Here is a 15,477-nt window from a genome sequence, read left to right as displayed (position 1 = left end):
ATCTGCTCTTCCGTAAACCGCTTCTTCTTCATCTCGGACCTCCTTCATGCCCGGAGATCCTAACATTCCAACTGGTCTACTTTTAGGGGAGCACGCCCACCCCACGAACCTTCCAAGTGCGCCCATTCGATATCCGTGTCTTCACCCGGAGGGTTATGGGACGGCGATACTACAATGCACGAAAGCAGACAGTCATCCACGAACGCTTGCGCAGGCTCGACATACGGCTCCTTTTCGAGCGAATCCAATACGCGCACGCTCGAATCAGATTCGTATCGCAGTGCGACCCAGTGCAGGTTCCCATTTTGCCGCCGGCGAATGAGCGCAGCCGCCATCTTGTTGTCTTTCATGCTTGAAGTGATTTCGTCCGCGGCGTCAGGAATCGACAGATACACGCGTTCGTAGGAGAATCCGTCTTGGACCAGTACGCGCAATATATCCGGCTGAAGCGTCCCAATTGATTCCGGATCGAGCGGGTTGGCAGTACGGTCGACGCCGAGCCGAAACCGCAGGTTCTCTAAGTCTGGATTCAAACCGAAAGCGGAATAGATTGTGCGGAGGGTGTGCAGCCCGCATGTATGACTTTCCAACTGTACTTCGGGGGCGACTTCGCGCAATTCTTGTTGCGCAAGCTGTATCGCGTGAGGACCGCCCACTTTTTTGGCAACCTCCCGTTGCCACTGCCGGACAAGTGGGATAGAGATAATCACGAGGACGACTGATAGAACGGCTGATACAGCGCAGCAGCCAAGAAATCTACGTTTGCATCCCTTCTTCATTTTGTCTTTCGCTTGATGATCACCGCCCAATCCTTCTCCGCATCCTCCGGCGGATTACCAATCGACTGTGCCGATCCGCCGGCGATGTCCACACCGTTTTTCGGCTCGCCGCCCGCGCGCGGATTGAACCATCGTACGCGGTACGCACCCTTTGGCAGTGTCACCGAAAGCCCCGTTGCGGGCCACGCATAGATTGCGTAGGCCTCGCCCGGTTTCGCGAGGCACCACGCGTTGCCGCCGCTTACCACGTCGTTTGCAGGTTCCATTTGAGAGAACGGCAACCTCGCGAAAAACTCCAATGCGTAGCGAGTCTGGTCCCACATGATGTCGCGGGACCGCCAGTCTTCGCACGTGATGTCGTTGTGCGCGTACTTGTATCCGAACAACCACTCCGCGCCGGACCCGCCCGCCATCAGGTTTCCCCACAGGGCGTGCTTGCGCACGTCGTCATGATCCGGATCGTCTGCGTCCGGTTTCACGCCCGTGTCCGCGGGCCCGATCTCGTCGTTGCACACGAACCAGGGCTTGCCTGCATCCGCCGATCGTTCTACCCACTTTATCGTCTCCTTATAGGTCTGTTCGGCCTTCCCAAACTGCAGCGATGGGCCGTCCAGGTTCTTCTCGCCCAGCAATGGCGTGTACACCTCGTCGCGCTGGCTCGGGAACGTGTGAATTACGATCGGGTGGTCGTAGGGGTCGAGGTCGCGTATGTGCGCGAAAAACGCGCGGCGCTGTTCCTCCGTATTCGTGTTTTCTTCGCCAATGTTCCACACCACGGCGGGATGGTGGGCGAATCGCGCAACGATTTCGCGAAAGTACAATCTGCGTTCCGGGCCCAGTTCGCCGCCGTCGAGCAGTTGATCGTTCTCCTGCTCTTGAAACACGACGTGCAGCATAAGCCCGAGACGGTCCATGTGCCGGAATACGGTCTCCCACTGGTCGAGCTTGCTGCAATCGAATCGGAACCGTTCGGACTCGCTCGTCCACGGCCAGACGTCTTTACCGTCGCCCTTCACGTTCATCGTTAGAAAGTAAACCGAATTCATGCCCTTGCTCGCGAGATAATTGAGCGCGCCGACGATGTTCTTTCCCTTACCGCCTTGCCACGTCGGATCGCCCTCGCGAAAGTCGCGCGCGTGCGGTTCGTACCTGTGCGTAGGTTTCGTCTGATCGAAATCGGCGAACGCCAGAAAATTCTCCGGACTGTCCGCGCCGCCTTTCAGATACCATTTCTTCGATTCCGCGAAACGCAGGTACCGCTTGCCGACGTACTGCAGCGCTCCCGCCGAATAGAATCCCGGCGCGAGCGGGTCCGCCGGTCCGACTCTGAACGAGCCCGTTTCGCCGTCCGGCGGACACGCTTCACCGGTGTTCGGGTCGTCAGCGGTCGCGACGTTCGGGCCTTTGCGGAACGACACGCGGTAGGTCCACTCGCCTTCTTCGTCCGGCATGAAGTGCGCGCGCCACACGTCGCCCGCGTCCGCGCTCGTTTCCACTGCGTTGCCGTCCGCCGCGAAATAGCCGGGCACAACCACCTGTTTGCCGCCATGCGTAAACGTCACCGTCATGCGAAAGTCCGTGAACGGATTCGGGTCCGCACCTTCGCTAGTGGACGGTCCTGCAACCGAGACCGTGTACGGTTGCCACTTTGCGTGGTGCGAAATTTCGGCCGGCTTGTACCCGACCGCTCGCGCGAATCGTCCCAGTATGCGGTTCTGTTTTGAATTGCGGTTGCCCGCGCTGTTGTCCTGCCAATCGCCCTCAGCGCACACGAGCACCGCGTTCAGACTCGGAATCACGGCACTCGAATTCCCGCGTGCGCCGATCGACATAAACATGTCCGCCGGCGCGTCCGGCCACATGCGCGTCTGGGGGTGCGTGCCGCCCGTTTCGTTGAACCACCAGTTAAACCCATACGCGCCCGGCCCTGCATCGCTGAAATGGTTCGAGCCGCCCCCATAAGTTCCAATCTGCAAGTAATCGTTCGTCTCCGCGTCGGAAGACAACGCGAGGTCTTTCGGCGTCTGCGGCGCGCAGTACTCGTCGAAGTAGCGCCGCGGCAAGAGCTGTTTGTCCCCCCAGCGTCCCTTGTTCAACCACAGCCAATCGATTCGCGCGAAGTCCCGCACAGATGCCGACAGCCGCGCGCGATCGCTCCATTGCAACCCATCTTCGAACTGCAACGCCCCGAGCCGCCTGGGATTGTCGGCAACGGTCTTTGCGTCGGCCTTGAACACCTTGTCGAATAGCGTCTTCTGATAAAGCTGGATCGCAAAATCGTTGTACGCCCACGCAGCGCCCGGCGCTTCCGGCCGCGCGTATCCGCCCATCATCGCGCCGAGATGCCGAAACGTCATCGTCTCGTCTTTTTCCGAAAGCGGCCACCCGAAATCTGCGATGCGCTGATCGACGTCTTTCACCTGTCCTTCTTCGATCGCGAAAAAGAGCAGGGTGCTCAACACCGGCTTCGCGGACGACGCCCAATCCCGAACCTCCGTCTGATCGCCCCACGTCTTCACGACGAAACCGTCTTTCACCACGCACCCGCGCCCACCAAGCTCCTCCGCAATCGTGTTCAACGCTGCCCCGTCAACTCCCAGCGACCGCGGATCGCGAGACTCCCACGTTTTGCCCGGGAACACATTCTCGCCATAGCAGACGCCGCAACAATGTGCCGCCACCACAACAGAACACAGCAAACGCGAAATCCGTGAAATCATCGAATTAAAACCCCTATGGTGGAATGCATTTATCGGATAATACCACGCACCGTGAAAGGGTTCCCCGAAGAGTTTGTATTCCCATTGAGCTTCCTGACATGATCCGTATCTCTGCGGCTTTCATGCCCCAACGGGCGCAACGTTAAGGTACTGGACGATGACCAAACGAATGCTTTTGTGCGTGATGGCGCTTGCGATATGCGTGGCGCCCGCCGTTTCCGCGCGTGCCGAACTCAAGGTCGGCATCGCGTCAATCAACGTAACCCCCGATCCCCTGCTGCCGGTGTCCGGCGGAGTGCCGGACCCCGGCGAACGTCCGCCCGCGGCGACCAAGAAGCAGGGAGAACTCGAAGCGCGCGCGCTCGTGATCGAAAACAGCGGCACGAAGGTCGCTATCGTTAGCGTGCCGTACCTCGGGTTCTCGAGCACCGTCGGAAATAAGGTGCGCGAGCAGGTCAAAGGCATCAAGCCGGAGAACATCATCATCGGTTCGACGCACGTTCATAGCGCGCCGGACATGTATGCGTTTCCCATTAACGAAAAAGGCGAGACGCTGGCCGATCTGAAGTACATTGAAAAGTCCTGCTCTTTAGTCGCCAAATGCATCAACGAAGCGAACGGCAAGCTCGCGCCGGCATCCGTAAAGATTGCACAAGCCGAGGCGGCCGAGCGGATCGCCTACAACTACTACGCGCCGAAACTCTACGACCGGCGCTGCAACGTCATGCAGTTCCTCGGCGCTGACGGCAAGGCCATTGCCACGCTGGTGAACTACGCGATCCACCCGGAAGTGATCGGGCCGAACCAGGGCATCTGCAGTCCGGACGTGATTGGGCCGCTCCACGATCGCATCGCCGCACAGGGCGGCGGTATGGCCATCTTCATGAACAGCGCGCAGGGCGGCATGGTCACTGCCGACTGCCGCGGAGAAGATGGAAAGGACGTCCAGACCTGGGACGAGTGTGTGCGCATTGGCAACCTGCTTGCGGATGAGGCGCTCCGCATTGTGAAAGATGCGCCGGTCCAAGAGGACCCGATGCTCTACTGCGCGGCCAAGCGCATTTCGTTTCCGATCGAGTCTGACAACATGAAGTTCATTGTCGCCTACTCCCCGATGAAAGCGTCGTTGAACTCCGACGGGACGATCTCGACGACGCTCAATCTCGTGAACTTTGGCACGGCGCAGATTCTCACCATCCCCGGCGAGGCGCTGCCTAACATCGGGTTCTACCTGAAGCGCAAAATGTATGGTGAGCAGAACTTCCTGTTCGGCCTGACCAACGACGCCTTTGGGTACATCCTCACCAAGGAGGACTTCAACAGCTTCGAGCGGTACAACTACGTCACGCGTACGTCCCTCGGCGAACAGACCGGACCGATCCTCATCGACGAGAGCCTGAAGCTCGTCGAGGAATCGCCCCGTCCAACGGGTGCGAAATCGTAGCCATCCCGGCCCGCTAAAGTTTTCCGGGCCAAATGCCGATAAACGGTACGAAGAGATGCCCGGAAGGGGTAGACCAGCTTCGGATACGGAGGTCCATATGGCTGGAATAACAGGAGTTACTTCGGGAACGCCCTTGGCAAGCGGCACGGAATTGGCGATTGCGTATCAGGCGGCGGCCCTGAAGAAGGAAGTGCAGGTCGCGCGCGACATCGGGACGGCAGCGCTCACGCTGATCCAGTCCCTCGTGGCCAACTCGGAAATTGGCCAGAACTTGGACGTCGCGGCGTAACACCGCACATTAGCGAGCTTGGCGCGAACGGCCGGCCACGGATGACCGGCCGTTTTTTGCTTTTTGCAGGCGGTTCCGCTATCGCGCGGTCCTCCATTCCGTCCACATTGTCCACCGTGCTACCCTGCGCCTATGTCCAAGTTTGGCGTATCGCAACAAAAGGAAATCGAACTCCTGCGGCGTATGGAATCCTGCGGCCTGCGCGAGGCCGACCTCGTGGAGCAGTTCGTTAAGGCCAGCGGCCCCGGAGGCCAGCACGTAAACAAGACGCAGACCGGCGTTCTACTCACGCACCGTCCGACCGGCCTCGAAGTGAAGATGACGAAGGAACGCTCGCAGGCCCTGAACCGGTTCTTTGCGCGCCGCCGCCTTTGCGAACTCATTGAAATAAAACAACTTGGCGGTGCGAGCCCAGAAGCCAAACGCACCGCGAAACTGCGCAAACAGAAAGATCGCCGGCGCAGGCGGGCCGTCGTACAACCAGGCGGCGGTGAAGAAAGCCGCTGAGCGCGCCTGGGGTTGGGCCTGTTTTGAATTAGCTTGGCTTGGGTGTGTCGGATTCGGTGGCGGGCGTTGTGGTCGGGGAGCCGCGCGCAGGCGTCCGTTTGGCCATGAGATTCTCAATCACGCTCCACACCAGCCACACCACGGCTCCCGCAACGATCGCCATGACCAGCGCGATGGTCACCGGCATGACGATGCTCATCACGGCGCGTCCTCATTCGGTACGAGCGGGGGAGGGGGGACCACGACGGGCGTCTCGCGCTCGACCCGTTTCGGTTGGCCTTCCTGCAATTGCTTGGCGGCAGCCGCCGTTTCGCCAATTTGCCGTTTCAGATCGTCGATTTGACCGCGCAGTTCTTCGAGCTGTTCCGTCATTGCTGCGTTCGATTGACGCAACTGCCAGTTCGCCTTCCGCAGTTCCTCGTGCGCCCGCATTATCTCGTCAGACGGCGCGGGTCGCACCGTGGAAGTTGCGGGCGGAGCGGGAATGGTCTCAGGTACGGCCGGCATCGATGGCGGTGTCGGCATCTTCGCCGCGGGCGCCGCAGGCGATTTGATTTGCGCCGTCTCCGCTTCGAGCGACAACGCGTCGAACCACGCTGTACCGCGAAAGCGCAGTACGCACCGGACGACCACGAAATCCGTATCGATTGGCGCGACCAAGCTTAGTTCCACCGGCGTCCAGTCATGCGTCCCGGTCAGAAGGCCGCTCGATGCGGTCGACTCCTGCAGCACGAGCCGCAACGGGTTTCTCGAATAACACTGCACCCAGACCGCGGCCTCGGTCGCGTTTTCCGTCTTGACCATGCCGTTCAGATGCAGGCGCTTGCCGCGCACGTCCGCGAGGACGTTCTGGCTCCAGTTGTTCGCGGGGTCCTCGATATACGGCGAATCGATAGACAGCTTCACCGATGCGCTTCCGTCTTTCGCCACACGCTGATCGTAGAAAGACGACGCGCCTTGTTTGGGCTGGACAAAGACGCTCCAGGCCGCGGGAGAACCGTCGCTCACCACTTCAAAGCTGGGATTCTTCAGCAGGTTTTCCGCGCCGGCATTCAGCGCGAGCGCAAGGGCCAGTAGCGGTACCAATCGCATGCGCGCAGCGTATCAGGGCAACAAATAGCTGTCAATGGAGGGTCGGGAGGCCTTTGAATCCTATCTCGCCGCACGATTGTAACCCGCTCTACTCGACCACGACTTCCCGCGAGCCGTTGTCCCGCACCAACACCGTTACGTCCTGAGCCGATGCCTTGTGCCGTGTGATGCGCATGACGAAGTGCGCACTGGACCGCACGTTGCGTTCGGCGTAGTCACGGGCCGCCGCTTCGTCGTCGAATACCTCGATGTTGATGTTATCGAACCCGGCGCATTCGTCTCGCAGCCGCTTCCCGACAGTTTTCAATTCCTCGTCGGTGGCGCCCGGCCTGACCGCGCAGATCATCCCGCGCAGCGAGGTAACATTGCCTTCGAGTTCCTTGGCCTGATCAGGCGTTCGGCCCCATTCCTTCACGGCGAGGTAGCCGCGTTCGCCGTAGTCAACCGCCGGCGCGGGGATTGCCGCCGGTATCTCGGGGACCGGCGGTGCGGCGGCATCATCGATTCCCCGATCCAATTCAGCTTGTGTCGCGAGGTCTTTCTTCAGGCGCCGGTTCTCGTCGCCCAGTTCACCGACAAGGTACGCAAGCGCGGCGTCGACAGTTTCCTGCAAACGCGCCACGTCGCGTCGAAGGTCCTGCACCTCGATGCGCAGTTCCTGAACATCGTCCTCGTGTTGGTCCTGCGGGGGCGGCGCGTCACTTACGTCCGGCACGGGCACGTCAATCGGTGCGGACTCGACACGCTCCGAGGCAATCTCGTTCAACTGCGACTTTAACTGGTCGAGCGGGTCCACCGAAGTGTTGCCTGGCGCCGCGGAAGGGGCCGTTGGTGGCGTGTCGCCCGCCGAGGCGGTGACAGTACTGATTGCGGGCGCGGGGCCGGCAACTGCCGCGGACGAAACGGACTCCGCCCGGGCCGGCGTTTTGGTTGGCAGGCAACCGGAAATCGCCAATCCGGCGGAGATCGCCACGAGTGTTAGCGCGATTCGTGACATACGGCGAGTACTATAGCATGCAATCGCCCGTAGGGGCGCCAGCAACCTCGACTTCCTGTTTCCCGTGTCCACAGCAAGTCCTACGCTTTTCCGGACGTCAATTCAGCCCTGCAAAAAGTAACGCTTCACGTTGGGCCGCGGATGACGTTATGGGCTACACCAGTTCCTCCAGTTCATCCACGAGCGTCGCGAACCGCTTCATGGCGGTGGCCACCGGTTCTGGGCGCTCCATGTCCACGCCGGCGTCACGCAGCAGATCGAGGGGGAATTTCGATCCGCCGCTCTTCAGGAAGTTGAGGTATTGGTCGCGTTCCTTCGGACCGCCGTTCAGGACGCGTTGCGACAGCGCGATCGCGGCCGAAATGCCCGTTGCGTACTTGTACACGTAGAAGGCGTGATAGAAATGCGGAATGCGCAGACCTTCGAGCGATAGCTCGTCGTCAATGGTGAAGCGTGGTCCGAAATAGCGATCGAGCAGTTTGCGGTATTCGAGTCGAATACGATCGAGCGTCAATGGCTCGCCCGCCTCGGCGATCGCGTGAAGCACTTTCTCGAACTCCGCGAACATAGTCTGGCGTACCAGCGTGCCGCGGATTTCGTCGATTTCCTTGTTGATTAGAAACGCGCGGGACTTCCTGTCCTTTGCCCGATCGAGAAGGTACTTATTCAACAACTGTTCGTTAAACGTGGACGCGACTTCGGCCACGAAAATTGTGTAACCGTAATATTGGAACGGCTGGTGTTTCGCGCTGAAGTACGTGTGCATCGAGTGGCCCGCTTCGTGCGCGAGCGTGAACATGCTGTCAATCGTGTCCGGGCGGTAGTTCATCAGAATATAGGGCGGTCCGATATACCCGCCCGAAGAGAACGCCCCACTGCGTTTCCCCTTGTTCTCGTAACGGTCCGCCCAACGTCCTCCGTTCAACCCCGCCCCGAGGACATTGACGTAACCGCTGCCCAACGGCTCGAGCGCATCGCAAACGGTCTTGACCGCTTTGTCCCACGGAATGTTTACGCGTCCCTGCTCGACAATCGGCACGTAGGTATCGTAAACGCGCAATTCCTTCAGTTTGAGCGCTTTCTTGCGCACGTCAAGATAGCGGTGGACTGTTTTCAGGTTGTCGTGGACCGCCTTGATCAGGCTGTCGTATACGGCGACGGGAATTTTGTCGTGAAATAGGGATCCTTCCCGCGCGGAGGGGTAGCTGCGCGCCCGCGCATAATAGACGTCCTGAAGCACGGACCCGCTCAGCGTCGCGGCGATCGTGTTCGCGTGTTCCTCGTAACTCCTGTAAAACTTGTGAAACGCCTCCTTGCGCACGCTGCGTTTTGGCGACTCGAGCAGGCTCCGGAAAGACCCGTGGGTCAGTTCAACGCTTCGGCCCTTCTCGTCCGTGACCGTGCCAAACTTCAGGTCGGCGTCATTAAGTTGGCCGAACACTTTGCTCGCGGTGCCCGCGACTTCGCCCTGCATGGCGAGCAGGCGTTCCTCCTTCTCCGAGAGGATGTGCGGACGGTAGCGCAGCAGCTTCTCGAGGGAAAAGCGGTAGTCCTTCAGTACAGGGTTCTGCAGGAACGCCTTAATCTTCTTTTCGGGGATGGCCTGGATTTCCGGCGCGATGTAGCTGGCTGCCTCGCCAGCGCGAGTCGCGAGCCATGTATATTGCGCGACCATGCCCTGGTACGTGCTGTTGCTCACGTCCTCCGAAGATTTCAGGTGCGCATAGGAGGCCACGCGCTCGGAAAGCTTTTCGAACTCGGTCTCGAATTCGTAGCATGCGCGCAGTACCTTCGCCGAAGTGCCCAGCTTGCCGCGGAACTTCTCGAAGCCCGGAATCATCTTCTCGAGCCTTTTGTATCCCGCTTGCCACGCTGCATCGTTCCGAAACAACGGTTCCAAGTCCCATGTATCTTCGACTTTCACTTCTGCGCGCGCGGGCACGCGTTTCGTAGCAGGCATTCGATGACTCCTCGATGAAGAATGGTTGCGCGCAGTATAGGAAGAAATCTCGATGGCGGGCAAGAAGGAGTATCATGAGTAAAGGACAACATCGTTTAGAGGGGGGCATCATGCCAAACACACAAATCTCGCGCAGGGCCATGCTGCGGGCGACGACGGGGTTGGCTGCCGCGGCGCTCGCGCCGGCCCAGGCACACGGCGCGAACGAACGGATCAACCTGGCGTTTATCGGCGTAGGCGGCATGGGGACAGGCCATGTTCGCATGTGCAGCAAGCTGGACGACATCAATATCGTAGCCGTGTGTGACGTGGACGAGGCGCACCAACGCCGCGCAGCGGAGACCGCGGGCAATTCGCCCGGAATGTATACGGACTTCCGCCGCGTGCTCGATCGAAAGGACGTTGACGCAGTTCTCATCGCCACACCCGAACATTGGCACCCGATCATCGCGTGCCGCGCGTTCGAAGCGGGCAAGGACGTTTACACGGAGAAGCCGCTCGGTCACAACATTCGCGAAGGCCGGATCGTGTCCGAGAGCGCGAGCAAACATCGGCGCATCTGCCAGGTGGGACTTCAACAACGCTCGGGCGGGCACTGGCAGCACGCCGTCGAACGCATTCGAATTGGCGACTTGGGAAAGGTGTCGATGGTTCACGCCTGGAATGCCTGGCACCCGCGCGAGATGTTCGGCGACATAGGCCGTCCCGCTGACGCGCCCGTGCCCGCGGGAGTGGATTACGATATGTGGTTGGGGCCCGCTCCCGAATGTCCTTTCAATCCGGCCCGGTTTCACGGCACCTGGTACTTCTTCTGGGATTACTCCGGCGGTATGACCTCCGGTTGGGGCGTGCACCTGTTTGACGTCGTGCAGTGGGCGATGGGGCACGAGATATCGTCGGTGGCGGCCGCGGGCGGAAAGTTTGTGTTAAGCGACGCGCGCGAGACGCCGGACACGATGGAAGCCATATTTGATTGCCCTGGCTACACGCTCACCTATTCCATGCGTCACGCGAATGGCTGGCGGCCGCACGACGACATGGATCACGGCATCGAATTCTTCGGCGACAAAGCGACGCTGCAGATCAACCGCGCCGGCTATCGCATCTTCCGCGAGGAAGACCGGTCGTCGCGCAAGCCGTTCTATAAGGAAGACGCGGAGGGGAACAATTACGAAGCACACCATCGCGACTTTTTCGACTGCGTGCGGTCGCGCCGGCAACCCCGCTGCGACGCGGAGGCTGGGCATCGCTCGACCATCTACGGTCACCTCGCCAACATCGCGTATCGCACCGGACGCACGATCGCGTGGGACAGTACGTCCGAACGAATCGTGCACGACAGGGCTGCCTCGAAGCTCCTTGCGCGCGACTACCGTTCGCCGTGGGTGTTGTGACGGGCCGCTGACCGCAATCGTAACGCTGACGCGCGGCAATTCGTTCAGAGCGTCCGGCTGAAACCGTGCATTTCGGGGTGTGTTCGCCTAGAATAGGGTGTCGTGCCGATGCTTGGGGGAGCAGCCCGGCGCCGTGAGGAGTACTTGCGGCGGGCTGCTCAAATTGGACCGCAGAACGCCACATGTTGCTGGGTATCATCGCCGATCTCCATGCCAATCTCGAAGCCACGTGCGCCGTGCTAAATAGACTCGACGAGATAGGGCCGGAGAAGATCGTCTGTCTGGGGGACGTGATCGGCTACTACTCCAATCCCAACGAAGTGATCGAACTCCTCCGCGAGCGCGAAATCCCGATAGTTCTGGGCAATCACGATGCCGCCGTGTGCGGGCTGGACGAGCCCTGGTTTTTCAACGAAAACGCGCAATCGGCCATCTTGTGGCAACGGGCAAACCTGAAACGGGAACACCTATCGTGGCTGAAGTCCGCTGCGGGAGAGATTCGCGTGAACTGCGACATCCTGGCCGTTCACGGCGCCCCGGGGAATCGAGACGACTACATCTTGGACTGGCTCGATTCCATGCGCTACGTCGAGTACCTGTTGTCCGCGCAAGTGCGCGTCTGCTTCTTCGGCCACAGCCACCGGCCGAGCATCTTCGGCGATAGAGGAATCGAACCGAGGCCCGACCACCACGGCTCGTTTGTCTTGAATCCACAGAACCGGTACTTCATCAATCCGGGCTCGGTGGGCCAACCGCGGGACCGCGATTCCCGCGCGGCATTCGGGCTTTACGACACGGAGAAACGGGTGTTTGAATTCCGCCGCGTCACCTACGATGTAGAGAAAACGATGGCGAAGACCTTGGAGGCCGGGCTACCGCCGCAGTTGGCGCACCGGCTCGCCAGGGGCAGGTAACCGGTAGTTCGGAGGGCCATGTATGTCACTGCCCACGTATAAGGTCCTTGTCATCGACGATGACGAGGAGGAATACCGCGTTGTCTCGCGATATTTGCGAAAGGCGGACGCCGCTACCTACGAAGTTAGTTGGATTTCGTCCTACGAACAGGCGCTTGCCGACGCGCTCAACCGCGAGCACGATATCTGCCTGCTCGATTACCACCTTGGCGAACACACCGGCATTGGCCTGCTCCGGGCCATGCGCGCGGTGGGCTATCAACATCCGGTCATTCTGCTCACGGGCCAGGGCAACGTCGAGGTCGATATCCAGGCGATGGAACTCGGGGCGTTCGATTACCTCGAAAAATCCGGTCTGACCGCGGAATTGCTCGAGCGGTCGATCCGGTATGCGATCGAGAACCACCGTGTTCGCGAGGCGCTTCGCAAGGCCAACGAAGAATTGGAGCGCCGCGTGCGGGAGCGGACCGCGGAACTTCATCGCAGCAATCTCGAGTTGGAGCAGTTTGCGGAAGTCGTCGCCGGCGATCTTCAAGAACCCTTGCGCAGGGTCCTCAAACACGTGAGCGCCATGGAGCATGCGGCGAACAGCGAGGAACCGGGCGTGGCGCTTGGAGCGCTTCGGGAAATGATGCACGGGACAATGCTGGACGTGCGCAATCTGGACCTCCTTGTGACGCTCGTTCTTGAATACTCGCTGACCCGCAAGCAGCGCGCGCCGTTCGACGATCTGGACCTGGCGGAAATATGCCGCGAGGCGTGCAGCAGGCTCGAGCATCATATCAAGAGGCTGGCGGCGAAGGTCGATATTGGGGAGTTGCCCGTGGTAAAGGGCGACGCGCGCCTGCTGATGGGGCTTTTCGAAAACCTGTTGGACAACGCCTTCAAGTATCGGTCGGAGCGGCCGCTGGAGATACAGGTTCGCGCCACGCAGAAGGGCGACGTTTGGCTGTGCCAGGTACGGGACAACGGCGTGGGGATCGCGGAAGAGGATTTCGACGAGATTGTCGTGATGTTCGAACGCGGAGACGATTCGGCCAACGCGCAGAGTCCGGGTATCGGACTTCCGCTATGCCGCAAGATCGTGGAATATCACGGTGGCCGGCTGTGGGCGGATTCGGGCGGGGACGTCGGCACAACGATCTGCTTCTCGTTGCCCGTATCGTAACGCCGCAGCAACTACGGCAGAATGACGAGCTCGAACCAGTAGTGCTCCAACTGCTGAATCGCCTTGACGAACCCGTCCATGTGGACCGGTTTGGGCACGTACGAGTTTACTCCGAGTTCGTAGCTGCGAATGACATCTTCTTCGGACGACGAAGTCGTAAGCACTACCACGGGAATCTGGCGAAGCTCGGGATCGATTTTGATTTGGCTGAGCACCGCGCGGCCATCGACTTTGGGCATGTTGAGGTCGAGGAGAATCAAGTCCGGACGGGGCGCCTTGCGCGCTTCGGCGTACTCGCCTCTCCGATACAGGTAATTCAGCGCCGCCTCGCCATCGTTCACAATGTGCAGGCGATTTCGCAGTTTACTCGTCCGGAACGCACGCTTCGTCAACTCCTGATCGTCGGGGTCGTCCTCGACGAGCAGAATCACGGCGGACCGTGAATCGTCCCGTTTCATATGGCCGTCTCTCCCGGGCGAATGGGCAGAGTGAACTTGAAATGCGATCCCTGGCCGGGAGCGGATTCCACCCAGATTCTACCCCCATGGCGTTCCACAATCTTACGGCAGATGGCCAGTCCTATGCCAGTGCCCTCGTATTCGTGGCGGCCATGAAGCCGCTTGAACGGCGCGAAAATTTGCTCCCCGTACTCCGCCTTGATTCCGATTCCGTTGTCCGCGATACCGAGGATGTACTGCTCATGCGTGGATTCGACGGTGAGCCGGACGCGTGGCGCCGACGAACCGTGGAACTTGATCGCGTTGCCAATGAGATTTTGATACAACTGAGCCATGAGCGTCTTGTCCACACGGACGGAGGGCAGGGTGGTTTGTACTATGACGGCTTGCTCCTGTTCGATTCGAAACTGCAATGCGTCCAGCGCCAGCGCAACGCATTCGTTAAGGTCAACCACTTCCCAATCCATCGTCTGACGGCCGGATCGGGAAAGCATGAGCAGGTCGCGCACGAGTGTCTGCATACGCTTGGCCGCGGAGGTGATCGTCGCGAGGTCCCGTTCGACTTCGTCGAGGTTACCCTCCGCAAGGTCCTCCCGGAGCGCGTCGCTGAACGCCACCTGCTTTCGCAAAGGCTCCTGCAGGTCGTGACTGGCGATGTACGTGAACTCGTCCAATTCCTGATTGCGCGCCTGTAGCTCCGCATTGGTTTGTTCGAGCAGCTTGGCGTGCTTCTCGATCTCTTCCGCCATCTCTTTCCGGACTGTAATGTCGCGGCTCATGCCCACAATGCCCTGCGGGCGGCCTTCGCTATCGCGCCACGCGACCTTCGTCGTCAAGAGCCATCGCTGGGTTCCTTCTTCGGTCAAGACCGATTCTTCGCGATTCACCAGCGATTGGCCAGTTTCGATGACATGCTGCTCGTCGCGGTAGTACTGATCGGCGAGTTCCGCCGGGAAAATGTCGTAGTCGGTCTTGCCGTATACCTCTTCCTGCACGCTGGCCTTGAGGAGTCTCAGGTGCGACGAGTTGTTCAAGATGAATCGACTCTTCGTGTCTTTTGCGAAAATGTAGTCGGGGAGGTTGTCTATCACCGTGCGCAACAGTTGGCGCTCGTTCGACAAGGCCTCCTCGATGCGTTCGTGGTGCAGCGCGCTTGTTACCAGATGTCCCATGACCTTGAGCAGCGTGCGTTGGTCGTCGTTCCAGACATGGCCCGCGCGAACCGCCAGCAGCCCCAGCGCGCCCAGGTACCTGCCTTTCACGCCCAACGGTACTTCCAGCAGCGCGTGCACGCCCACGGCGCCGAGCAAGGCCCGTTCCCGGCGCAGGTCGCCGGGCGCGCCCCGTTCGGAGTCGAAGGCAAGACAACCGGACTGTCTGACCGCGTTCGTCCACGCAACGGTATGGGCCGCGGCAAAGTCATTCGTATGGAGGCGAAACCCGGCGGCTTCGTCGCGGACCCACGTATGGGTCAACGCAGGCAACTCGTTCGACGGCGTGTATTCGCATATGTATACAAAGTCGCAATCGACGAACTGGCCAATCCGGCGCAATACGTCTTCCAGAACGACGTCGAAGGTTTCCTGGCGCACGTCCACCAGGCTGGAGGCTACTTCTGAAATCAGTTCGGTGAAACCGTTCCGTTGACGGCCGGACGATTCAGGAGCATTCGAATTCCGGGGGGCATTCACGGTACGACCTGCACCCACCCGCTATCCGGGAATTTACGCACGGGCAACCGATTCTTGGCGAGTG

The 15,477-nt window shown here is 60.1% G+C and carries 14 protein-coding genes; 6 read left to right on the top strand and 8 right to left on the bottom strand.

Features of this window, described 5'->3' with window-relative positions; all coding sequences use genetic code 11:
- Positions 1-59 precede the first annotated feature (59 nt).
- Positions 60-656 (bottom strand): hypothetical protein, encoded by a 597-nt coding sequence (locus tag HUU46_13180; protein NUM54592.1) that lies wholly within the window; start codon positions 654-656, stop codon positions 60-62.
- A 119-nt stretch (positions 657-775) separates the two neighbouring features.
- Positions 776-3,499 carry a DUF5060 domain-containing protein gene (locus HUU46_13175; GenBank protein NUM54591.1) on the bottom strand — a complete coding sequence of 908 codons (2,724 nt, stop codon included), beginning with the start codon at positions 3,497-3,499 and terminating at the stop codon, positions 776-778.
- A 157-nt stretch (positions 3,500-3,656) separates the two neighbouring features.
- Here HUU46_13175 and HUU46_13170 point away from each other — a divergent pair, with 157 nt between their 5' ends.
- The 3 genes from HUU46_13170 (at position 3,657) to HUU46_13160 (ending at position 5,739) form a co-directional block, all read left to right on the top strand.
- Positions 3,657-4,943 (top strand): hypothetical protein, encoded by a 1,287-nt coding sequence (locus tag HUU46_13170; protein ID NUM54590.1) that lies wholly within the window; start codon positions 3,657-3,659, stop codon positions 4,941-4,943.
- Between the two features lie 97 nt (positions 4,944-5,040).
- The gene (locus HUU46_13165) at positions 5,041-5,232 is read left to right on the top strand and encodes a hypothetical protein (GenBank protein NUM54589.1); all 192 of its coding nucleotides are present in this window, start codon (positions 5,041-5,043) and stop codon (positions 5,230-5,232) included.
- Positions 5,233-5,364: 132 nt separating this feature from the next.
- Positions 5,365-5,739 (top strand): peptide chain release factor-like protein, encoded by a 375-nt coding sequence (locus tag HUU46_13160; protein ID NUM54588.1) that lies wholly within the window; start codon positions 5,365-5,367, stop codon positions 5,737-5,739.
- A 28-nt stretch (positions 5,740-5,767) separates the two neighbouring features.
- On the opposite strand, the gene HUU46_13155 is transcribed toward HUU46_13160, so the two are convergent.
- From HUU46_13155 to pepF, 4 genes are all read right to left on the bottom strand, one after another.
- The gene (locus HUU46_13155) at positions 5,768-5,938 is read right to left on the bottom strand and encodes a hypothetical protein (GenBank protein ID NUM54587.1); all 171 of its coding nucleotides are present in this window, start codon (positions 5,936-5,938) and stop codon (positions 5,768-5,770) included.
- Entirely contained in the window at positions 5,938-6,831 is an 894-nt protein-coding gene (locus HUU46_13150) for a hypothetical protein (GenBank protein NUM54586.1), read from the bottom strand. The genes HUU46_13155 and HUU46_13150 overlap by 1 nt, the downstream gene beginning before the upstream one ends.
- A gap of 88 nt (positions 6,832-6,919) precedes the next feature.
- Positions 6,920-7,828: a hypothetical protein gene (locus tag HUU46_13145; protein NUM54585.1), complete on the bottom strand. Its 909-nt coding sequence runs from the start codon at positions 7,826-7,828 to the stop codon at positions 6,920-6,922.
- 154 nt (positions 7,829-7,982) lie between these two features.
- Positions 7,983-9,788, bottom strand: a complete 1,806-nt coding sequence (gene pepF / locus HUU46_13140; protein ID NUM54584.1) for an oligoendopeptidase F — start codon at positions 9,786-9,788, stop codon at positions 7,983-7,985.
- 110 nt (positions 9,789-9,898) lie between these two features.
- Between pepF and HUU46_13135 the strand changes: the two genes are divergently transcribed.
- The 3 genes from HUU46_13135 to HUU46_13125 all read left to right on the top strand — a co-directional run bounded on the left by HUU46_13135 (position 9,899) and on the right by HUU46_13125 (position 13,264).
- Positions 9,899-11,182, top strand: a complete 1,284-nt coding sequence (locus tag HUU46_13135; GenBank protein ID NUM54583.1) for a Gfo/Idh/MocA family oxidoreductase — start codon at positions 9,899-9,901, stop codon at positions 11,180-11,182.
- A 182-nt stretch (positions 11,183-11,364) separates the two neighbouring features.
- On the top strand, positions 11,365-12,096 hold the full coding sequence (locus HUU46_13130) for a metallophosphoesterase family protein (GenBank protein ID NUM54582.1): 732 nt from the start codon (positions 11,365-11,367) through the stop codon (positions 12,094-12,096).
- A gap of 22 nt (positions 12,097-12,118) precedes the next feature.
- A complete protein-coding gene (locus tag HUU46_13125) occupies positions 12,119-13,264 on the top strand; it encodes a response regulator (GenBank protein NUM54581.1) in 1,146 nt (381 codons plus the stop codon).
- Between the two features lie 11 nt (positions 13,265-13,275).
- Here the strand turns inward: HUU46_13125 and HUU46_13120 are convergent, their stop codons facing one another.
- Together HUU46_13120 and HUU46_13115 are read right to left on the bottom strand one after the other, a co-directional pair.
- On the bottom strand, positions 13,276-13,722 hold the full coding sequence (locus tag HUU46_13120; protein NUM54580.1) for a response regulator: 447 nt from the start codon (positions 13,720-13,722) through the stop codon (positions 13,276-13,278).
- Positions 13,719-15,413 carry a PAS domain-containing protein gene (locus tag HUU46_13115; GenBank protein ID NUM54579.1) on the bottom strand — a complete coding sequence of 565 codons (1,695 nt, stop codon included), beginning with the start codon at positions 15,411-15,413 and terminating at the stop codon, positions 13,719-13,721. Before HUU46_13115 ends, HUU46_13120 begins: the two co-directional genes overlap by 4 nt.
- Positions 15,414-15,477 lie beyond the last annotated feature (64 nt).

This window comes from Candidatus Hydrogenedentota bacterium, from assembly GCA_013359265.1.
Classification (GTDB): Bacteria; Hydrogenedentota; Hydrogenedentia; order Hydrogenedentales; family SLHB01; genus JABWCD01.
This window is presented reverse-complemented; position numbering and strand designations above follow the sequence as displayed.